The organism is Kitasatospora sp. NPDC001119, assembly GCF_053598475.1.
The window spans coordinates 116,640-135,210 of sequence record NZ_JBSFKI010000004.1 but is presented as its reverse complement, the minus strand read 5'-3'; the positions used below and the strand labels follow the sequence as shown (position 1 = coordinate 135,210).

The 18,571-nt window shown below is 75.0% G+C and carries 20 protein-coding genes; 15 read left to right on the top strand and 5 right to left on the bottom strand.

The features are described 5' to 3' along the window. The first annotated feature begins 45 nt into the window (after positions 1 to 45). The 10 genes from ACWDD9_RS06665 (at position 46) to ACWDD9_RS06620 (ending at position 10,912) form a co-directional block, all read left to right on the top strand. A complete protein-coding gene (locus ACWDD9_RS06665) occupies positions 46 to 798 on the top strand; it encodes a CIS tube protein (RefSeq protein ID WP_117485891.1) in 753 nt (250 codons plus the stop codon). Next, positions 795 to 2,573 carry a VgrG-related protein gene (locus ACWDD9_RS06660; RefSeq protein ID WP_387825314.1) on the top strand — a complete coding sequence of 593 codons (1,779 nt, stop codon included), beginning with the start codon at positions 795 to 797 and terminating at the stop codon, positions 2,571 to 2,573. The genes ACWDD9_RS06665 and ACWDD9_RS06660 overlap by 4 nt, the downstream gene beginning before the upstream one ends. A 74-nt stretch (positions 2,574 to 2,647) precedes the next feature. Further along, positions 2,648 to 2,965 (top strand): PAAR domain-containing protein, encoded by a 318-nt coding sequence (locus ACWDD9_RS06655; RefSeq protein WP_074002699.1) that lies wholly within the window; start codon positions 2,648 to 2,650, stop codon positions 2,963 to 2,965. Beyond that, positions 2,962 to 3,384: a GPW/gp25 family protein gene (locus ACWDD9_RS06650; protein ID WP_049657621.1), complete on the top strand. Its 423-nt coding sequence runs from the start codon at positions 2,962 to 2,964 to the stop codon at positions 3,382 to 3,384. Before ACWDD9_RS06655 ends, ACWDD9_RS06650 begins: the two co-directional genes overlap by 4 nt. Continuing rightward, positions 3,384 to 5,345, top strand: a complete 1,962-nt coding sequence (locus ACWDD9_RS06645) for a putative baseplate assembly protein (protein WP_049657620.1) — start codon at positions 3,384 to 3,386, stop codon at positions 5,343 to 5,345. The genes ACWDD9_RS06650 and ACWDD9_RS06645 overlap by 1 nt, the downstream gene beginning before the upstream one ends. Further along, positions 5,342 to 5,905, top strand: coding sequence for a phage tail protein (locus ACWDD9_RS06640; RefSeq protein ID WP_449810976.1), 564 nt, complete (start codon positions 5,342 to 5,344; stop codon positions 5,903 to 5,905). The genes ACWDD9_RS06645 and ACWDD9_RS06640 overlap by 4 nt, the downstream gene beginning before the upstream one ends. A 3-nt stretch (positions 5,906 to 5,908) precedes the next feature. Further along, complete coding sequence (locus ACWDD9_RS06635) at positions 5,909 to 7,204, top strand: NADase-type glycan-binding domain-containing protein (RefSeq protein ID WP_449810975.1); 1,296 nt, start codon at positions 5,909 to 5,911, stop codon at positions 7,202 to 7,204. 28 nt (positions 7,205 to 7,232) lie between these two features. Beyond that, a complete protein-coding gene (locus ACWDD9_RS06630; RefSeq protein ID WP_387825324.1) occupies positions 7,233 to 8,252 on the top strand; it encodes a winged helix-turn-helix domain-containing protein in 1,020 nt (339 codons plus the stop codon). Between the two features lie 137 nt (positions 8,253 to 8,389). After that, a complete protein-coding gene (locus ACWDD9_RS06625) occupies positions 8,390 to 8,758 on the top strand; it encodes a hypothetical protein (protein WP_449810974.1) in 369 nt (122 codons plus the stop codon). 99 nt (positions 8,759 to 8,857) lie between these two features. Beyond that, positions 8,858 to 10,912, top strand: a complete 2,055-nt coding sequence (locus ACWDD9_RS06620; protein WP_449810973.1) for a transglycosylase domain-containing protein — start codon at positions 8,858 to 8,860, stop codon at positions 10,910 to 10,912. A 29-nt stretch (positions 10,913 to 10,941) separates the two neighbouring features. On the opposite strand, the gene ACWDD9_RS06615 is transcribed toward ACWDD9_RS06620, so the two are convergent. Continuing rightward, the gene (locus ACWDD9_RS06615; RefSeq protein ID WP_107086501.1) at positions 10,942 to 11,433 is read right to left on the bottom strand and encodes a hypothetical protein; all 492 of its coding nucleotides are present in this window, start codon (positions 11,431 to 11,433) and stop codon (positions 10,942 to 10,944) included. A 302-nt stretch (positions 11,434 to 11,735) separates the two neighbouring features. On the opposite strand from ACWDD9_RS06615, the gene ACWDD9_RS06610 reads away from it, so the two are divergent. Continuing rightward, positions 11,736 to 12,884 (top strand): PP2C family protein-serine/threonine phosphatase, encoded by a 1,149-nt coding sequence (locus ACWDD9_RS06610; protein ID WP_074002691.1) that lies wholly within the window; start codon positions 11,736 to 11,738, stop codon positions 12,882 to 12,884. A gap of 7 nt (positions 12,885 to 12,891) precedes the next feature. Here ACWDD9_RS06610 and ACWDD9_RS06605 read toward each other — a convergent pair whose 3' ends face one another. Together ACWDD9_RS06605 and ACWDD9_RS06600 are read right to left on the bottom strand one after the other, a co-directional pair. Further along, positions 12,892 to 13,632 (bottom strand): MgtC/SapB family protein, encoded by a 741-nt coding sequence (locus ACWDD9_RS06605; RefSeq protein ID WP_449810972.1) that lies wholly within the window; start codon positions 13,630 to 13,632, stop codon positions 12,892 to 12,894. 197 nt (positions 13,633 to 13,829) lie between these two features. Further along, positions 13,830 to 14,762 (bottom strand): MBL fold metallo-hydrolase, encoded by a 933-nt coding sequence (locus tag ACWDD9_RS06600; RefSeq protein WP_449810971.1) that lies wholly within the window; start codon positions 14,760 to 14,762, stop codon positions 13,830 to 13,832. A 150-nt stretch (positions 14,763 to 14,912) separates the two neighbouring features. On the opposite strand from ACWDD9_RS06600, the gene ACWDD9_RS06595 reads away from it, so the two are divergent. The 4 genes from ACWDD9_RS06595 (at position 14,913) to ACWDD9_RS06580 (ending at position 17,438) form a co-directional block, all read left to right on the top strand. After that, the gene (locus ACWDD9_RS06595) at positions 14,913 to 15,122 is read left to right on the top strand and encodes a hypothetical protein (protein WP_117485871.1); all 210 of its coding nucleotides are present in this window, start codon (positions 14,913 to 14,915) and stop codon (positions 15,120 to 15,122) included. Continuing rightward, positions 15,109 to 16,500: an amidase gene (locus tag ACWDD9_RS06590; RefSeq protein ID WP_449810970.1), complete on the top strand. Its 1,392-nt coding sequence runs from the start codon at positions 15,109 to 15,111 to the stop codon at positions 16,498 to 16,500. The genes ACWDD9_RS06595 and ACWDD9_RS06590 overlap by 14 nt, the downstream gene beginning before the upstream one ends. A 48-nt stretch (positions 16,501 to 16,548) precedes the next feature. Beyond that, on the top strand, positions 16,549 to 17,133 hold the full coding sequence (locus ACWDD9_RS06585; protein WP_449810969.1) for a TetR/AcrR family transcriptional regulator: 585 nt from the start codon (positions 16,549 to 16,551) through the stop codon (positions 17,131 to 17,133). Between the two features lie 182 nt (positions 17,134 to 17,315). Further along, positions 17,316 to 17,438 (top strand): hypothetical protein, encoded by a 123-nt coding sequence (locus ACWDD9_RS06580; RefSeq protein WP_449810968.1) that lies wholly within the window; start codon positions 17,316 to 17,318, stop codon positions 17,436 to 17,438. Positions 17,439 to 17,583: 145 nt separating this feature from the next. Here ACWDD9_RS06580 and ACWDD9_RS06575 read toward each other — a convergent pair whose 3' ends face one another. Then, entirely contained in the window at positions 17,584 to 18,039 is a 456-nt protein-coding gene (locus ACWDD9_RS06575) for a hypothetical protein (protein WP_449810967.1), read from the bottom strand. A gap of 85 nt (positions 18,040 to 18,124) precedes the next feature. Then, positions 18,125 to 18,556 (bottom strand): GNAT family N-acetyltransferase, encoded by a 432-nt coding sequence (locus ACWDD9_RS06570; protein WP_449810966.1) that lies wholly within the window; start codon positions 18,554 to 18,556, stop codon positions 18,125 to 18,127. Between the last annotated feature and the right edge of the window lie 15 nt (positions 18,557 to 18,571).

Below are 18,571 nucleotides of genomic sequence, written 5' to 3'. Positions count from 1 at the left end.
ACCCAACCCCCGCCCGACAGCCCGACCCACGGAAGGAGCACCAGGATGTCCCCAGCGGTCCCCGCGAGCGTCACCCGGGCCCAACTGACCATCATGGAGCCACCGTCCACGGTCGGCGCCCAGCCCGGCGGCACGCTCGCGCAGCTCCGGCTCCAGTTCAACCCGGCGACCCTGGTGCTGCGCAAGACCACCGAGTGGCGGCGCACCCCGTCCCGGATGGCGGGCGAGTCCGCGCTGCCCGAGTTCGTCGGCAGCGGTCCGCGCTCGCTCTCCCTCGACGTGTTCCTGGACTCCACCGCGACCCACGACAACTCGGTGGAGCGGGCGGTGGAGCAGCTGATGACGGCCTGCGTGCCCACCCCGGCCAGCCTGGCGCGCAAGACCCCGGCCAGCCCGTGGATCAGGCTGGACTGGGGCACCCTGAAGACCACGTCGTTCAACGGGGTGCTGACCGGCCTCTCGGTCACCTACTCGCTCTTCGACGTGGACGGGAAGCCGCTGCGGGCGGTCTGCTCGCTCACCATCGACGAGGCCAGCGTCGACCCGGCCGGCCAGAACCCGACCTCGGGCTCGCCGGAGGCCCGCAGCACCCACCGGGTGATCGCCGGCGACAGCCTGCCGCTGCTCGCCTGGCGCGCCTACGGGGACGCCACCGCCTGGCGCACCATCGCGGAGGCCAACGACATCGACGATCCGCTGGCGTTGATCCCGGGCGCCGAGCTGATCGTGCCGGGGATCGAGGAGCTCACCCAGAGCGGACGGACCCCGAGCGGCTCCGCGCAGGGGGTACGGCCATGACCACGCCCGAGGCCCGCGGCGGCCGCTCCTTCGCCGCCGACCCCGTCGTCGAGGCGCCCGGCCCGCTGCCGCCGATCTGGGCGACCCAGCTGGTCTCCTGCGACATCGAGGAGAGCGTCGGCCTGCCCGACACCGCCGTGCTGTCCTTCCGGGACGCCGACCACACCTTCCTGTCCGCCACCGGCATCACCATCGGCACCCCGCTGAAGGTGTCCGTGGTGACCGTCCAGGGGAACACCCGGGCGCGGCTGTTCACCGGCGAGGTGACGGCGCTGGAGCTGGAGGTGGACACCACGGGCTCGTACACCGTGGTGCGGGCCTCGGCCGTCACCCACCGGCTGATGCGCGGGCGCCGGGTGAAGGCCTTCCGGAACATGACGACCGCCGACATCGTCCGCGAGGTCGCCTCCGGAGCGGGCCTGACCTGCGGGCGGGTGGACGCCTTCCCGGTCGTCCACCAGCAGCTCTCCCAGGCCAATGTCCCGGACTGGGAGTTCCTCCAGTTCCTGGCGCAGGAGAGCGGCGCCCAGGTGCGGGTGGACGACGACGGGAAGCTGGAGTTCGTCAAGCCCGACCCCGCCTCCGGCGCGCCGGCCCCCTCCACCCCCGCGCCGCAGAACCCGCTGGTGCTGGAGTACGGCCGCAACCTGCTGGAGCTGCGCGGCGTGCTGACCGGCGCCGGAGGGGCGGACACCGTCGAGGCGCGCGGCTGGAACGTCACCACCAAGAGCGCCCTGGTCGCCACCGAGCCCGCGGTGACGTCGCAGACCGTGCAGCCGGGGATGAGCCCCTCGGCGGTGACCTCCGCCTTCCCCGGCCGGGCCCGGCTGACCGTCGCCGACACCCCGTACCGCACCCAGGCGGAGACCGCCTCGGTGGCCCGGTCGCTGGCCGCCTCGGTGGCGGCCGGCTTCGGCGAGCTGGAGGTCGTCGCCGAGGGCAACCCGCGGCTGCGGGCGGGCACCGCGGTCGCCCTGGGCAACGTCGGCGCCGCCTTCTCCGGCCGCTACACCGCCACGGGGGTGCGCCACCTGCTCGAACCGTTCCGCGGCTACCGGACCACCGTGGTGGTCAGCGCGGCCCCCGACCGCTCGCTGGCCGGGCTGACCAGCGGCGGCAACGCGCCGCCGCGCGGGCCGCGGATACCCGGCCTGGCCGTCGCCGTGGTCACCGACGTCCGGGAGCCGGGCGGCGGGCAGCGCGGCTGGGTGAAGCTCAAGTTCCCCTGGCTGGACGACACCTACGTCTCCGACTGGGTGCGCACCGTGCAGTGGGGCGGCGCCGGGGGCGGCGGGGTGGTCAGCCCCGAGGTCAACGACGAGGTGCTGGTCGGCTTCGAGCAGGGCGACCTGGACAGTCCGTACGTGCTGGGCGGGCTCTACAACGGCGTGGACCGGCCCTCCCCGCACGACGTGCCGCTGGTCGACGCCGGCTCCGGCAAGGTCAACCGCCGTTCCGTGGTGTCCCGTTCGGGCCACCGGATGGAGCTGCTGGACGTGCCGGGCGGCAAGTCCGGCGTCCGGCTGGCGAGCGGCGACGGCAAGCTGGAGGTCAAGCTGGACCAGCAGCGCGGCGAGATCGTGCTGACCGTCCACGGCCTCGGCGGCGCGGCCGGCAGCACCGTGCGGCTCTCCCCCTCCGGCATCACCCTGGACGCGGGCACCGGCACGGTGGACGTGCGCGGCGGATCGGTCACCGTCCGGGGCACGACGGCGGTCACCGTGGAAGGCGGCGCCGAGGCGGTGCTCAAGGGGGCCATCGTCCGGATCAACTGACGTATCGTCACAGACACTTGGCAGTAGACGCGTGCCCCACGACCAGCGGGCACCATCCGAAACGGAGACCGCACATGCCCCCCGCAGCCCGGACCGGCGACCTGACCGATCACGGCGGCGCCCTCACCACCCCGCCGCCGGGCGCCCTCAAGGTGGCGACCGTGCTGATCGGCGGCCGCCCCGCCGCCGTCGTCGGCACCGTCCACGCCTGCGTCGTCCCCCCGCACCTGGCCCTGGGCCCCGGCGACGTGGTGCTGCCCTCCCCGGGCGCGCTCGCCGGGGGAGTGGTGCTGATCGGCGGCCTGCCCGCGGCCCGGGTGGGGGACAAGACCACCTGCGGCGCCACCGTCACCGTCGGCGCGTTCAACGTGCTGATCGGCGGCGCCATATGACGGGCAGCTTCATCGGCCGCGGCTGGGCCTTCCCGCTGCGCGTCAACGCCACCGGCGGCATCGCCCTGGTGGAGCGCGACCGCGAACTCGCGGAGGCGATCCGGCTGATCCTCGGCACCGCCCCCGGCGAACGGCCGATGCGCCCCGAGTTCGGCTGCGGCATCCACGAGTACGTCTTCGCCACCGGCGACAGCACCACCGCCGGGCGGATCGCCCGCGAGGTGCGCATCGCGCTGGAGCGCTGGGAACCGAGGATCGAGGTGGACGACGTGGTGATCGCCTTCGACAGCGTCGAGGAGGGCACCCTCTACATCGACGTCCACTACACCGTGCGGGCCACCAACGACCGCCGCAACCTGGTCTTCCCCTTCTACACCATCCCGGAACACCCGAACTCGGCCGAGGGGTCTGCGAACTGATGGCCCTGCCCTCCCCGAACCTGGACGACCGCCGCTTCCAGCAGCTCGTCGACGAGGCCAAGCGGTACGTCCAGCAGCGCGCCCCCGAGTGGACCGACCACAACGTCTCCGACCCGGGCGTCACCCTGATCGAGACCTTCGCCTACCTGGTGGACCAGCTGCTCTACCGGCTGAACCGGGTGCCGGAGAAGAACTACGCCGCCTTCCTCGACCTGCTCGGCATCCGGCTCTTCCCGCCGGCCGCGGCCCGGGCCGAGGTCGACTTCTGGCTCTCCGCCCCGCAGACCGAGACCGTCCTGCTGCGGGCCGGCACCGAGGTCTCCACGCTGCGCACCGAGACCGACGAGGCGGTGGTCCTCTCCACCGCCGAGGACCTGCCGATCGTCCCCAGCTCGCTGGAGCGGCTGGTCACCGTCTCCGCCTCCGGCGAGCAGTCCGACGGCACGGCCCGACTGGCCGACGGCGCGGACGTCCGGTGCTTCCAGCAGCGCCCGGTGGCCGGGGACGCCATGCTCTTCGCCCTGCCGGCCGTGGTGCCGCGCTGCATCCTGGTCGTCCGGCTGGACAGCCGGGTCGAGGGCGTCGGCGTCGACCCGCGCCAGCCGCCGCTGGCCTGGGAGGTCTGGGACGGCGCGCGCTGGATCGCCTGCGAGACCGGCAGCGACACCACCGGCGGCCTCAACCGGCCCGGCGAGGTGGTCGTCTTCGTGCCCGCCGGGCACACCGCCTCGGTGGTCGCCGGACGGCGGGCCGGTTGGCTGCGCTGCCGGGTCACCGAGCCGCAGCCGGGCCAGCCGTTCTACTCCGAGTCGCCCACCATCCGCCGGGCCGAGGTGTTCACCGTCGGCGGCACCGCCACCGCCGTCCACGCGCAGACCGTCACCGACGCGCCGCTCGGCACCTCGGAGGGCGTCGCGGGCCAGCGCTTCCGGCTCGCCCGGCCCCCGGTGCTGCTCGACGGCGAGCCCCCGGTGGTCGAGGTCGCGGCCGGCGAGGGCTGGGAACGGTGGACGGTCGTCGAGCACTTCGGCGAGTCCTCGCCCACCGACCGGCACGTGGTGCTGGACGCCACCACCGGCGAGTTCCTCTTCCCGCCCGCGGTCCGCGAACCGGACGGCAGCCTGCGCGCCTTCGGCGCCGTCCCGCCCAAGGGCGCCCACCTGCGCGTCCCGCGCTACCGCACCGGCGGCGGGATCGCGGGCAACGTCGCCCGCGGCACCATCACGGTGCTGCGCAGCTCCGTCCCGTACATCGCCCGGGTCGACAACCGGGAGGCGGCCCGCGGCGGGGTCGACGGCGAGACCGTCGAGAACGCCAAGGCCCGCGCCCCGCACCAGCTGCGCCTGCAGGAACGTGCCGTCACCGCCGGGGACTTCGAGCTGATCGCCCGGCAGGCCGCGCCGTCCGCCGCCCGGATCAGCTGCGTGCCCGCCACCGGCGGGGAGGCGGGCGCGGTGCGGGTGCTGGTCGTCCCCGACGCCGTCGCGGACGAGGGCGACCGGCTGCGCTTCGAGCAGCTGATCCCCGACGACCAGGTGCTGGCCGCCGTCGCGACCGCCCTCGACGAGCGGCGGCTGATCGGCACCCGGCTGGTCGTCCAGCCGCCCGCCTACCAGGGCGTGACGGTGGTCGCCCGGCTCACCACCCGCGCCGCCGACCCCGACCGGGTCCGCGAGGAGGTGCTCGCCGCGCTCTACCGGTACCTCAACCCGCTGCGCGGCGGCGCCGACGGCACGGGCTGGCCGTTCGGCCGGGCGGTGCAGTACGGGGAGGTGTTCGCGGTGCTCCAGCGGGTGGCCGCCGTCGCGGGCGTCGACGAGCTGCGGCTGTTCCCGGCCGACCCGATCACCGGACGCCGGGGCGCGCCGACCGAGCGGGTCGAGGTCCCGCCGGACGCCCTGGTCTTCTCCCACCAGCACCAGGTCGTGGTCACCGCGCAGGCCGAGGACGGGCGGTCATGACCAGAGCCGCCGTCCCCGGGCTGCCCAGCCCGCACCCGATCGGCGAACTGCTGCCCGCGCTGTTCGCCGAGGACGACTTCGCCCAGCGGTTCACGGCCGGCCTGGACACCGTCCTAGCCCCGGTCTTCGCCACCCTGGACAACCTGCCCGCCTACTTCCAACCCGGCCTCGCGCCCGCCGACTTCCTCGACTGGCTGGCCTCCTGGGTCGCGGTCGAGGTCGACCCGGCCTGGCCGCTGGAGGTGCGCCGCGCCGTGGTCGGGCGCGCGGTGGAACTGCACCGCTGGCGCGGCACCCGGCGCGGCCTCACCGAACGGCTGCGGCTGGTGCTCGGCGTCGGCGTCGAGATCGTGGACGGCGGCGGCGCCTCCTGGTCCGCCGACCCGGACGCCCCGCTGCCGCCCGCGCCGAGCGGCGAGCTGCTGGTCCGGGTCTGGCCGCTGCGCGGAGCGGAACCGGACGAGGACCAGGTGCGGTCCGTCGTCAGGGCCGGCTGTCCGGTCCATCTGACCTGCCGGGTGGAGATCCTGCCCGGCCCACCCGGGCGAGTGGAGGGCTGACGAATGCCGGTGTGCCCCGAATGCGGAACGGCCAACGGGGAGGGGGACGACTTCTGCGGCAACTGCGGCGCGTACCTCGGCTGGTCGCGCACCGCCGGCGCCGCGCCGGCCGCACCCGCGCCCGCGCAGGCCGAGTCGGTGCCTGCTCCCGCGCCGAAGCCGACGCCCGCGCCGACGCCCGAGCCGACGTCCGCGCCCAAGCCGACGCCCGCCTCCGCGCCTGCTCCTACGCCCACGCCCACCCCCGCTCCCGCCGAACCCGTACGGCGAAGCGCCTCGCGCCGGACGGCGCGCGCCGAACCGGAAGCCAAGGACGGCGAGGCGGAGCAGGAGGCGAAGGACCGGGTCGAAGCATCGCGACCGCCCGTCCCGGCCGCCGAACCCCCGGCCGCCGCCGACCCCCCGCGCCCCGCGACCGCCCCCGTACGGCCGACCCCCGTACGCCCGGCCCCCGCGCGGACCCCGGCCCCCGACCCCGCAGCGCAGGTCCCCGGTGCGCAGGCCCCCGCAGCCCCGGCCGACCCGGTGGCCGTCCAGCCCGCCAAACCCGTCGCGCCCCGCCCCGTCAGCCGGGCGACCGAGGCCGTCGAGACCCAGGACGGCCCGCCCTGCCCCAGCTGCGGCACGCCCAACCTGCCCGGGCGGAAGTTCTGCCGCCGCTGCGCCGCACCGCTGACCCCCACCGAAGCCGTCGCCGAACTGCCCTGGTGGCGCACCCGCTGGCCGTTCCGGCGCCGCGTGCGGATCGGTGGCTCGGGCAACGCGCTGCGCCGCACCATCGCCCTGCTCGCGCTCGTCGCGGTGGTCGTGGCCGGGGTCCTGCTCTTCCCGGCCGGTCAGCGGGTCTTCCAGGACGTCCTGGACAAGGTCCGCGGCACCGCGCCGATCGCCCCCGCCGCCACCTCGGCGAGCGCCGCCGTCGAGGGCCACCCGGCCACCCTGGCCGACGACGGCCTCAGCAACACCTACTGGGGCGCGCCCGCGATCGGGGACTCCGTCACCTTCTCCTTCCGCAGCCCGTTCCGGCTGGTGGACCTGATCGTCCACACCGGGGCCTCCCCGGATCCCCAGCAGTTCCAGCAGCAGGCCCGCCCCGTCGTCCTCACCCTGGAGGTCACCGGGAAGGACGGCGAGGTCCACACCCAGCAGGTCCCGCTCAACGACCAGCCGGGCCCGCAGACCGTCCAGACCGGGATCAGCGACGTCACCCAGGTGAAGCTCACCGTCCGGGAGGCCGCCGGGACCGGCCCCGGCCGCGCCATCGCGCTCGCGGAGGTGGAGTTCTTCAAACGCACCTGACCGCGTCGCCCGCCACCGGAGGGAACCCATGGTCTACCGGATCCACTTCACCTCCCAGGACCTGGCCAGGACCCGGCCGGCGGGTCCGATGCCGTTCGCCGAACTCCTGGCCGCGGCGCGGGCCCTACAGGACCGGAGCCGTGCGGCGCGGCTGGACCCGTGGCGGCGGAGCGTCCTGGGGCGGCTGCCCGAGCGGGCCCGGATGGCGCTCTCCCTGGCGCCGGCGGACGGCTGGGGGCCGACCTTCCTGATGCCCGCGGTGGCAGGCCGGCCGGAGGAGCTGCTGGAGCGGGTACGGGCGACCCCGGGCCGGCTCGTCGCGGCGGAGCTGGCCGCGATCGCCGAGCACCAGCCCGTCCCCGGGTGGGCCCGCCGCCTGGCCGAGGACGGCGCGCTGCGCGAGGAACTCGCCCAGAGCCTCGGCCTCCTCTACGAGCACCTGGTCGGCCGCTACTGGTCGCGGATCACCGACTGCTACGCCGCGGACCGGGCGGTGCGGATGCGCCAGTTCCTCGGCGGGGGCGTCGAGCTCCTGCTCGCCGGCGCCAGCCCCCGGTGGATGCGCTGGAAGCCGCCGGTGCTGGAGGTCCGCAGCAGGGTCGACCACGACCTGCGGCTCCAGGGGCAGGGCGTCCTGCTGGCCCCCTCGGTGTTCGCCAAGCGGGCCATGGTCAGCGACGACTCCCACGGCCTGCCCCAGCCCGCGGTCACCTTCCCGATCGACGACAGCCGCCCCGCGGGCTGGCCGGACCTGCTCGGCCCCGAGCCGGCCCCGGCGGGGTCGGGGCCCACCGTGACCGCTCTGCTCGGGCGCACCCGGGCCGCCGTGCTGCGGGTGATCGCCGACCACCCGGGCTGCTCGACGAAGGAGCTCGCCGCCCTCGCCGGGATCACCCCCTCCAGCGCCAGCGAGCACGCCACCGTGCTGCGCGAGGCCAGGCTGATCGGCACCTCCCGGTACCGCAACACCGCGCTGCACAGCCCGACCGCCCTCGGCCTCGGGCTGCTCGGCGACGCGCCCGACGTTCCCGATGTGCCCGGTTCGTAGGGGAGTTGAGCGGTGCGTCCGTGATTCGGGCCAGGCCGAAACACGTCGAGCGGCGGTGCCCCGGACTCCGAGACTGAGGTGCGGGCGCCGGACCCGGCGGCCCGCACCACGACGTCACTGCTCCCAGGAGGTCCCCCATGCGCTTCGTCCACAAGGCCGGCATCGTCCTCGCGGCCGGATTCGCCGCCGCGTCCACGCTCCTCGCCCCCGTGGCGAACGCCCAGCCGGCCGTCTCGGCGGCCCCGGCCGACTGCCCCAAGGGCTACATCTGCGGCTACAAGTACAGCAACTACCAGCACCTCATGTTCCGCTTCAGCGACTGCGGCATCCTCCAGGAGATCCCCGACGGCCTGAACAGCGGCGGGTCCTGGTACAACAACCAGTCCACCGGCCTCAAGGCGAAGATGTACGGCAAGTCCAAGAACCTCGTCTACACCACGCCCGGCGCCCCCTACGGCGACCCCAACGCCAACTGGGCCCCGGTCTGGTACGTCAAGGCCTGCTGACCCCGCCCCACGGGCCTGCCGCCGGGTGCGCCGTCCGCGCCCGGCGGCGGGCCGGGCTTCCAAGGAGTTCCTCATCTGCGCCGCGTACGGTCACGCGTCATGGCGGAACTGCGGGTGGTGGCGGGCATACGGAAGCTGGGACACGGGACGCGGCTGGTCGCGGTCAGCGTGGTCGCCGGGGTGGTGGCGGCGGGGATGGTGCTGCCCGCGGTGGCGGCGGTCGGGCTCGGCGCGCAGTCGGCGGCGGACGACTTCCAGAGCCTGCCCGACGACTTCAAGACCCCTCCGCTGTCCCAGGCCACGACGATCCTCGACGCCCAGGGCGGCACGATCGCCACCGTGTACGACCGGGACCGCACGGTCGTCCCGGCGGACCGGATCTCCCCGCTGGTGAAGACCGCGCTGGTGGACACCGAGGACAACCGCTTCTACGAGCACGGCGCGATCGACCTCAAGGGCGTGCTGCGCGCCCTGGACAAGAACGCCTCCTCGGGCACCACCGCCCAGGGCGCCTCCACCCTCACCCAGCAGTACGTGAAGAACGTCTTCGTCGAGGAGGCGGGCGACGACCCGCAGAAGGTCGCCGAGGCGCAGCGGCAGACCGTCGGCCGCAAGATCCAGGAGCTGAAGTACGCGATCAAGGTCGAGGAGACCCTGAGCAAGGACCAGATCCTCACCAACTACCTGAACATCACCTTCTTCGGCGAGCAGGCCTACGGCATCGAGGCGGCCTCCCAGCGCTACTTCGGCGTGCACGCCGCGGACCTCACCCTGCCGCAGGCCGCGCTGCTGGCGGGCCTGGTGCAGTCGCCGACCGGCTACGACCCGACGGTCAACCCGACGGCGGCGAAGGAGCGGCGCGACACCGTGCTGCGCAAGATGGCCGGGTACGGGCACATCACCCAGGAGGAGGCCCGGCAGGCGATCGCCGCCCCGCTCGGGCTGAACGTCCAGGCGCCGCAGCAGGGGTGCATCCTGGCCAAGCAGGGCGCGGGCTTCTTCTGCGACTACGTGCGCGAGACGGTGCTCACCGACCCGGCCTTCGGCGCGTCGGCCGCCGAGCGGCAGGCGGTCTGGAAGCGCGGCGGCCTGCAGATCCGCACCACGCTCGACCCGAAGGCCCAGGCGGCGCTCCAGGCCTCGGTCACCGGCCACGTCGACGCGGGCGACCAGGCGGCGACCGCGATGAGCATCGTCCAGCCGGGCACCGGGAAGATCCTGGCGATGGGCCAGAGCCGCCCGTACGGCGTCGACGGCAAGCAGCACCAGACCCAGATCAACTACAACGCCGGCAAGGCCATGGGCGGCGGGCTCGGGTTCCCGACCGGCTCGACCTTCAAGCCGGTCGTCGCGGCGGCGGCCCTGGAGAGCGGCATCCCGGCCGACCAGGCCTACACCACGGACTACAGCATCCCGTGGCCGGCCATGACGGACTGCTCGGGCGGGAGGTTCCCGTCCTCCGGGCAGGTGCACAACGACAGCCAGAGCCTCACCGGCCGGTTCGACATGAAGTCGGCCATGGCGCAGTCCGTCAACACCTACTTCGCGAAGCTGGAGGCCGACACCGGCCTGTGTAACGTCGCGCGGATGACGAACAAGCTGGGCATCACCCAGCAGGCGGGCGGCGAGAAGCTCCAGGTGGTCCCGTCGATGACGCTCGGCAGCAACGACCTGACCCCGCTGACGATGGCGGCCGTCTACGCGGCCTTCGCCGCCCACGGCACCTACTGCGCGCCGACCGCCATCGCCTCGGTGACCGGCCCCGACGGCAAGCCGCTCGCGGTGCCGCAGGCGAACTGCTCGGCGGTGATGTCGGCCGGCACCGCCGACACGGTCAGCGCGATGCTCAAGGGCGTGGTCGAGGACGGCACCGGGCAGACGGCCGGCCTCACCGGCCGGGACAGCGCGGGCAAGACCGGCACCACCAACGACAGCCGCCAGGTGTGGTTCGTCGGCTACACCCCGGAGATGGCGGGCGCGACCGTGGTCAGCGACACCGACAACCCCAAGCCGCTGGACGGCCAGCGGATCGGCGGCCAGGTGGTCGGCCAGGCCTTCGGCGGCACCCTGGCCGGCCCGATCTGGCGCGACGCGATGGACGGCGCGCTGGCGGGCACCCCGGCCGGCACCTTCACGCCGGTGCAGCTGCCCTGAGCCACCGGTGACCCAGGGCGGCCGGTGACTCAGCGGTAGAGCGCCACCCGGGGCTCGACCGTGCCCTGGAGCGGCGCCTTCCCGACCACGGTGACCCGGTAGTGCGCGGTGAGGGTCTGGTGGCCGTGCAGGACGGTCTTGGCCGGGACGAGCCGGGTGTACAGCGTGCCGGTCTGGCTGCCGAGCGGAATGGCGCGCCAGTGGCCGTCGGGGGAGAGCACCTCGATCCGGATGCCCGCCGGGTTGAGGAAGGGCCCGTTGTCCGGCGACTCGACGAGGATCTGCGGGGCCACCGTCCGGTCGGCCGAGGAGTCGTTGCGGTACGTGACGGTGATCGGCCGGGTCGCGTGGTCGCGCGGCAGCGCGGTCTCGGGGAGCTCCACGAAGGACACCGGCGGGGCGGCGGTCGCGGTCCGGGCACCGGTCGCGGCCTGGGCCGGGGCGACGAGCGCGGCGGTCGGCAGGGCGGCGAGGGCCGCGGCCAGGGCCAGGCTCCGACGGGGGATCTTCAGGGTGCGCATGGCGCCTCCTTCGGCCGGCCGCCGGGTCACCGGTGGCGCCGCGTGGTTCGGGCAGGTCCGTACGGCACCACCCTGCCCCCTCACTCGGAAAGCCGCACGCGGTGGAGCGGTGGCGGGCCGGGCGGGGTGTCGCGAGCGGTGCTCCGACTGGGCCGAACGTGCGACCGCCGGAGCCACCACGCCGCCGCACCGCCGCTGCCGTGACCGGGCCCCGTACCTTGGGCGCAACCTCCGCCGGGCGGCTGCGCGCCGGGGCGGGGCGCCCGAACAGCGGGGGACGTCGCGAGAACGGGAGGGACGGCTTGCGGGCGCGTTCCGTCGAGGAGCCGGGGCCGCGGCTGCCGGTGCTGATCAGGTACGGCCACTGGTCCTGGCTGGTGCCGCTGGCGGTGCTGGCGGCGGTGGTGGGCGTGGACGCGGCCACCCCCGTCACGTTCGCGTCCGTCAGCTGGCTGGCCATGGTCCCGGTGGTGACCGCAGGGCTCTGCGGCCCGGCGGCCACCACGCTGTTCGCCCTCCTCGCCGTCGTCGCCTACCCGGCCCTGGACAGCATCTGGAGCAAGTCCCAGGGGATCGAGGACTTCCTGCTGGTGATCGCGGGGGCCGCCGTCTCGGTGCCGATCAGCATCTTCCGCGCCCGGGCCGCCGCTTACGTCCACCACCTCCAGGGCACGGCCGAGACCACCCGGCAGGTGGTGCTGCGCCCGGTGCCGCCGGGCTGGGGCGGGGTGGACTCGGCGGCGCGCTACCTGGCCGCGGACGTCGAGGCCCGGGTGGGCGGCGACTTCTACGACGTGCTGGCCACCCCGTTCGGGGCGCGGGTCATCCTCGGCGACGTCCAGGGCAAGGGCCTGCCGGCCGTCTCCGCGGCGGCGGCCCTGGTGGGCTGCTTCCGGGAGGCCGCCTTCCACGAGGCGGACCTGGCCACCGTCGCGTCCTGGCTGGAGGAGCGGCTGCACCGGCAGAACCTGCTGGCGGAGCGGCTGGGGGAGCAGGAGGAGCGGTTCGCCACGGCGGTGGTCGTCTGGTTCCCGGCCGACGCGCCGGGGGAGGTGGAGGTGGTCAACTTCGGCCACGACAGCCCCCACGTCCTCGGCCCCGCGGGGGTGCGCCAGCTGCCGCCGGGCAACGGCGCACCGCTCGGGCTGGCCCAGCTGGCCGGCGGGCTGCCGGAGGTCCGGCGGCTGAGCCTGGGCCCGGAGGAGACGGTCCTGATCGTCTCGGACGGGGTGACCGAGGCCCGCGACCGGACGGGCGCCTTCTTCGCCCTGCGCGACCACCTGGAGCGCCTGGCCGCCCTCCCCGGGGTGGTCGACCCCGGGCGCCTGGTCGACGAGGTGGCGGCCGAGGTCCTCCGGCACACCGGCGGCCGGTTGACGGACGACACCGCCCTGCTCGCCGTCCGGACGCCCCCGGTGGCGCCGGCGGCGTCGGCCGGGTCGGCGGACTGAGCCGGCCTCAGTCCTCGGCGTGGCTGACCGCGCAGGTCAGGACGCCCGGGAGGCGGGCCAGTTCGGCGGTGAGGGCGGACAGGTCCCCGCGGCCGTGCACGGTGATGTGCACCTCCGCGATCCGCTCGTCGACCCCGCCGCCGCCCTCGCCGGGCGGCCCGGCCCGGTCCACGGTCGCCAGTTCGGCCACGGCGAACCCCGCGGCGGTGATCCGGGCGAGCAGCAGCCGCAGCAGGCCGTTGCCCTCGGTGTAGGTGACGTGGCAGCTGACCGGGCGGGTGCGCAGCCTCGGCAGCCGGTGGGTGAGCGGCCGCAGCACGTAGCCGACGAAGAAGTAGGCGGCGGTGGCCGCGGTGGCGAGCAGCGGCAGTCCGGCGGCCGCCGCCGTGCCGATCGCGGCGGTCAGCCAGACGGTGGCGGCCGTGGTCAGCCCCCGGATCGAGCCGCGCTGGACGAAGATCACCCCGGCGCCGATGAAGCCGAGTCCGGAGACGATCTGGGCGGCCATCCTGGACGGGTCCAGGGTGACCACGCCGGACTGGACCACGTCGCTGAAGCCGTACTTGCTCACCAGGGTGAAGAGCGCAGCCCCGAGACCGACGACGGTGTACGTGCGCAGTCCGGCGGCCTTCTGTCTGATCTCCCGTTCCAGGCCGATCGCGCTGGCCAGGACCAGGGCGATGGCGAAGTCGGTGAAGTGGACCCATCCTTGCCCGAAGGGCTCGACGAACGCTTCCAGCGTCCTCAACTCCTCCTGCCGTCTCAATCGTCCCGCCCGCCCCCGGGAGGGCGGGCACCGATCCCGGTTCGGCGAAGCGGGTGCCGTCGAGCCTACGGTTCATCAGACGATCGGACCGGCGCTCGGACGGGCCGACTTGACGGTCAGGGGGTCGAGCGGAGGCGAACCGACGGCGCGCCGGCTCGGCGGCCCCGCCCGGTGTGCCCTCACCGCGCTCCGTCGGCGCCGACGGGCGGGCCGCTCTCCCCGACTGTCGGGGGCACGGGCCGCAGCCGGTAGGCCTCCCCGTCGGCGAGGACATGGCCGGCGGTGGGCGGGGCGAAGTGGGTGCCGAGCAGCAGGGTGTCCGTACCGGCGAGGGAGGCGAGCAGCGCCCGGCGGGTGGCGGCGGACCGCCGGGGGTCGATGTCGACGCAGGCGCCGATGGCCGGGTGGGCGAGCTGCACCGGGTGGTGGAGGCAGTCGCCGGTGATCAGCGCCGTCCGGCCCCGGCTGGTCAGTTCGACGGCGACGTGTCCCGGGGTGTGGCCGGGGGTGGGGAGCAGGCGCAGGCCGGGAACGATCCGCAGGCCCTCGGCCGGGACGTCGACCAGGTCCAGCAGGCCGGCCCGCTCGACCGGGAGCACCGAGTCGCGGAACATCTGCGCGCGCGCCTCGTCCATGGGGTACCCGGCCCAGAACTCCCGCTCGGCGCGGGTGGTGAGGTAGCGCGCGCCGGGGAAGGTGGGCTCCCACGCGCCGTCCACCTGCCGGGTGTTCCAGCCGACGTGGTCGGCGTGCAGGTGGGTGAGGACCACCAGGTCGACGGAGTCCGGCGGGAAGCCGGCGGCGGCCAGGCGCTCGGGGTAGTCGGTGCGCAGGTCGTGCCAGGCCGGGTTGGCCCGCTGCTTGCCGTTGCCGATGCCGGTGTCGACGAGGACGCGCAGCCCGTCCACGACGACGGCGAAGCTGTGGCTGTCCAGGCGCAGCACGCCGTCGGCGTCGGCGAAGTCGGGGCGCAGCCAGTCCTGGCCGGCCACCACCTCGGGGGTGGCGTCGGGCAGCAGCCACGGCCCGGTGGCGGGCGGCAGCGGGACTTCGTCGATGCGGTGGACGGTGAGGTCGCCGACCGTCCAGGAGGGGGTAGGGGTGTTGGGCATGGGGCGCTTCCTCCGCTGCAAAAGCCATTCGTTTGCGTTAACGCGACCATAGAACCTACAGTCTCGCTAACGCAAACCCTTAGCTTTTGGCGGGGATGCCTCGTGGTGCCTCGCACCACCCCCGCCTCGCCCACGATCAGGAGCGCATCCATGTCCAATGCGGAGCTCACCCCGCCCGAGGCGGCCCGCCGGGCCGCCCAGGCCGGGCTCGACCTGCCGGCCGACCGGCACGCCGCGGTGGCGGCCACCGCCGAGCACATCCGGTCCGTCGTCGCCGTCCTGCGGGAGCTGGACCTTGGGGACACCCCGCCCGCCGCCGCCTTCCGCGCGGAAGGGGGGCGCCCTGATGCAGCCGTATGAGCTGACCATCGCCGCCGCCTCGGCGCGGATCCGGGAGCGGCGGCTGTCCCCCGTCGAGCTGGTCGACTCCGTCCTCGGCCGCATCGACCGGGTCGAGCCGCACCTCGGCGCGTACGTCGCCGTCGCCGCCGAACAGGCCCGGGACGCGGCACGCGAGGCCGAGCGGGAGATCGCCCGGGGCCGGTACCGGGGGCCGCTGCACGGCGTCCCGGTCGGGCTCAAGGACCTGATCGACGTCGCCGGATCGCCCACCACCGCGAGCTCCCGGGTCCGGGACGGCCACCGCGCGGCCGCCGACAGCACCGTCGCCGCCCGGCTGCGGGCCGCCGGCGCGGTCCTGGCCGGCAAGACCCACACCCACGAGTTCGCCTACGGCCTGACCACCCCGCAGACCGCCAACGCCTGGGACCGCGAGCGGGTCGCCGGAGGCTCCAGCGGCGGGTCCGCCGTCGCGGTGGCCGCCGGGGCGGCGACCTTCGCCCTCGGCACCGACACCGGCGGCTCCATCCGGGTGCCCGCCGCGCTGAACGGGGTGGTCGGCCTCAAGCCGACCTACGGGCTGGTGCCCCGCCACGGCGTCACCCCGCTGTCCTGGTCGCTCGACCACGTCGGCCCGATCACCCGCACCGTGGAGGACGCGGCGCTGGTCCTGGCCGCCCTCGCCGGGCACGACCCGCGCGACCCCGCCTCGGTGGCCGCCCCCGCCGTCGACTACCGGCCGGAGCGGGAGCCGGACCTGACGGGCGTGCGGATCGGCGTGCCGGTCAACCACTACGTCGACCACGTCGACCCGGAGGTGGCGGCCGCCGTCGACCGCGCCGTCGCGCGGCTGGAGGCGCTCGGCGCCCGGCCCGTCGAGGTGGAGGTCCCGCTGGCCCGCTACCTCCTGCCCACCCTGTGGGGCCTGGTGGCGCCGGAGGCCTCCGCCTACCACGCCCGCACCCTGCGCACCGCCCCCGAGCTGTACCAGGCGGACGTCCGGGTCCTGCTGGAGGCCGGCGAGCTGATCGACGCGGGCGACCACCTGCGCGCCCAGCGCGCCCGGACGCTGATCCGCGACGCGTGGGCACGGGTCCTGGAGGAGGTCGACGTGATCGCCGCCCCGACGGTGCCGACCACGGCGGTCCGGGCCGGCCAGGAGACGGTCACCTGGCCGGACGGCACCTCCGAGGGTGTCGCGGACGCCTACGTCCGGCTCTGCGCCCCGGCCAACGTCACCGGCCTGCCCGCCCTGACCGTCCCGGCTGGCCACGACGCGGCGGGCCTGCCGATCGGCCTGCAACTGCTCGGGCGTCCCTTCGACGAGCGCACGCTGCTGCGGGTGGGCCACGCCTACGAGCGGACGCAGCCCGCGCGGGCGCTCGCACCGGTGGTCTGACCGGGCCCGGCCCGCCTTAACGCAAAGGCGACGCTTTAAGATGACGGTATGAGTCCTCGCCAGATGGCCCGCCCGGGCGGGCGCAGCGCCCGCGTCCAGGAAGCGGTGCACACCGCGGTCCGCGAGCTGCTCGCGGAGGTGGGCCGCGAGGCGCTCACCGTACCGATGGTCGCCCAGCGGGCCGGCGTCACCCCGTCCACGGTCTACCGCCGCTGGGGCGACCTCGCCGAGCTGCTGTCGGACGTCGCGGTGGAGCGGCTGCGCCCGGACACCGAACCGGAGGACCGCGGCGGCCTGCGCGCCGACCTCACCGCCTGGGCCGAGCAGTTCCTCGACGAGATGGCCTCCGCCTCCGGCCGCGCCTACGTCCGCGACGCCCTCCTCGGCGACCCGGACGGCGGCAACGCCGGCCAGTGCTCGGCCTACGCCGCCGACCAGCTCGGCTTCGTCCTCGCCCGGGCCCGCGCCCGCGGCGAGGACGCCCCCGAGGTCGAGACCGCCATGGACCGCCTCGTCGCCCCCCTGATGTACCGCATCCTCTTCCGCCCCTCCGGCCTCACCCCCGCCTACGCCCGCCACCTGGTCACCGACCTCCTCGGCACCCCGGACGGGGAGCGGCGTCAGTCGACCTGACCCTGAGCGGGGTGCGTCGTCGGTGGCGCGTCCGACATTCTGAAATGACATCAAGTCGCCGATGCCATCGACAGGTTGGCCTCGGCAGGGCTGCCCTGCTCCACCGAGGGCGATGGCCCGGTGACGGTTGGTCATGGCAGGATCGGCGCGGGTCGACACCGTGTCGACCGAAAGGAGGAGCCATGGCCGAGGATAGCGAGGCGAAGCCGTCCGGCTCGTACGCGGGCACCGAGATCAAGATCGACGGCGAGGACCACATCATCATCCGTGAGGACGAGGTCCCGGTGGCCGCCGACTCCGAGTGACACGCCCACGCTTCGGTGCGGGGGAAGGGCCCCGCCGGTCACCACCGGAAGGGCCCTTTCTGCTGCGCCGCCGCAGGACGTAGGCGCGCCCTCCGCCGTCTCCGGGCCGGATGAAACCGGCCGGGCGGGTGGCCGAAGCGGCCGCCTACGGCTGCGGGGGCCCCGCGAGGATGATCGGCCAGTCGCCGTCGGGGCCGAGGAGGTCGTCGAGCGGGGCGTCCGGCGGGCCGAGGAGGACGGCGGCGCCTTCGGCGAGCCGCTCGGCCACGTCCGGGGCGACGGCGGTCTCGGCGCGCAGCACGAGGACGGCCGCCGGGTCGGCGGTCGAGCGGAGCGGGAAGCCGGCCGGGTCGATCTCCGCCCGTTCCAGGACGGCCGGGTGGACGGCGACGGCGACGGTCAGCAGGCCCCCGTCGTAGCTGTGTTCGGCCCAGCCGTCGGTCTGCACCAGGTAGAGGGCCTCGTCGCCCTCGTAGCAGTGCCCGCCGAGGCGTTCCAGGGCCTGTTCCCCCGGGGTGCCGTCGGGGTCGACGACCAGGGCGGCCGCCGGGGTGTCCGGCTCGTCGGGGTCGAGGCCGGAACGGACGTGGAGTCGGGCCATCGGGGTGCCTCCGGGGTCGTGCGGGCGGGCGGCGGGTCGGGCACCAGTACACACCGCGCCACCGACAGTCCGAACCGGCGGGCCGTCAGCGCCCGCCCATCAGGCGGTACATGCCGATCGAGTCGTGGGCGGCCGTGTCCGCGAAGCCGAACTTCTCGTAGAGGAAGCGCGCGGGCCCGTCCGCGATCAGCGAGACGTACGCGGTGGCGGGTGCCCGGCGCTCCAGTTCCCCGGTGAGCGCGGCCATGATGCGCTTGCCGAGGCCGTGGCCCTGGTGCGCGGGGTGGACGCAGATGTCGGTGACCTGGAACGCGGTGCCGCCGTCGCCGATGATCCGCCCCATGCCGACGGGCTCGCCCTGGTGGTGGAGGACCACGCCGTACCAGGTGTTGGGGAGGGCGAGCGCGACCGCCTCGGGGGCCTTGTCGGAGAGGCCGGCGTCGGTGCGCAGACGGCGGAAGACCTCGACGGTGGGCACGCCGGGACGGATCTCGTAAGGGCCACTATTCGGATTCATACCTTACATGCTACC

What these genes read in the sequence shown, in the direction of transcription:
- ACWDD9_RS06660 (WP_387825314.1), top strand. Translation starts at nt 795, where the DNA reads ATGACCACGCCCGAGGCCCGCGGCGGCCGCTCCTTCGCCGCCGACCCC.
- ACWDD9_RS06595 (WP_117485871.1), top strand. Translation starts at nt 14,913, where the DNA reads ATGTCCAATGCGGAGCTCACCCCGCCCGAGGCGGCCCGCCGGGCCGCC.
- ACWDD9_RS06570 (WP_449810966.1), bottom strand. Translation starts at nt 18,556, where the DNA reads ATGAATCCGAATAGTGGCCCTTACGAGATCCGTCCCGGCGTGCCCACC.
- ACWDD9_RS06615 (WP_107086501.1), bottom strand. Translation starts at nt 11,433, where the DNA reads ATGCGCACCCTGAAGATCCCCCGTCGGAGCCTGGCCCTGGCCGCGGCC.
- ACWDD9_RS06620 (WP_449810973.1), top strand. Translation starts at nt 8,858, where the DNA reads ATGGCGGAACTGCGGGTGGTGGCGGGCATACGGAAGCTGGGACACGGG.
- ACWDD9_RS06645 (WP_049657620.1), top strand. Translation starts at nt 3,384, where the DNA reads ATGGCCCTGCCCTCCCCGAACCTGGACGACCGCCGCTTCCAGCAGCTC.
- ACWDD9_RS06600 (WP_449810971.1), bottom strand. Translation starts at nt 14,762, where the DNA reads ATGCCCAACACCCCTACCCCCTCCTGGACGGTCGGCGACCTCACCGTC.
- ACWDD9_RS06585 (WP_449810969.1), top strand. Translation starts at nt 16,549, where the DNA reads ATGAGTCCTCGCCAGATGGCCCGCCCGGGCGGGCGCAGCGCCCGCGTC.
- ACWDD9_RS06650 (WP_049657621.1), top strand. Translation starts at nt 2,962, where the DNA reads ATGACGGGCAGCTTCATCGGCCGCGGCTGGGCCTTCCCGCTGCGCGTC.
- ACWDD9_RS06625 (WP_449810974.1), top strand. Translation starts at nt 8,390, where the DNA reads ATGCGCTTCGTCCACAAGGCCGGCATCGTCCTCGCGGCCGGATTCGCC.
- ACWDD9_RS06590 (WP_449810970.1), top strand. Translation starts at nt 15,109, where the DNA reads ATGCAGCCGTATGAGCTGACCATCGCCGCCGCCTCGGCGCGGATCCGG.
- ACWDD9_RS06630 (WP_387825324.1), top strand. Translation starts at nt 7,233, where the DNA reads ATGGTCTACCGGATCCACTTCACCTCCCAGGACCTGGCCAGGACCCGG.
- ACWDD9_RS06635 (WP_449810975.1), top strand. Translation starts at nt 5,909, where the DNA reads ATGCCGGTGTGCCCCGAATGCGGAACGGCCAACGGGGAGGGGGACGAC.
- ACWDD9_RS06665 (WP_117485891.1), top strand. Translation starts at nt 46, where the DNA reads ATGTCCCCAGCGGTCCCCGCGAGCGTCACCCGGGCCCAACTGACCATC.
- ACWDD9_RS06575 (WP_449810967.1), bottom strand. Translation starts at nt 18,039, where the DNA reads ATGGCCCGACTCCACGTCCGTTCCGGCCTCGACCCCGACGAGCCGGAC.
- ACWDD9_RS06580 (WP_449810968.1), top strand. Translation starts at nt 17,316, where the DNA reads ATGGCCGAGGATAGCGAGGCGAAGCCGTCCGGCTCGTACGCGGGCACC.
- ACWDD9_RS06640 (WP_449810976.1), top strand. Translation starts at nt 5,342, where the DNA reads ATGACCAGAGCCGCCGTCCCCGGGCTGCCCAGCCCGCACCCGATCGGC.
- ACWDD9_RS06655 (WP_074002699.1), top strand. Translation starts at nt 2,648, where the DNA reads ATGCCCCCCGCAGCCCGGACCGGCGACCTGACCGATCACGGCGGCGCC.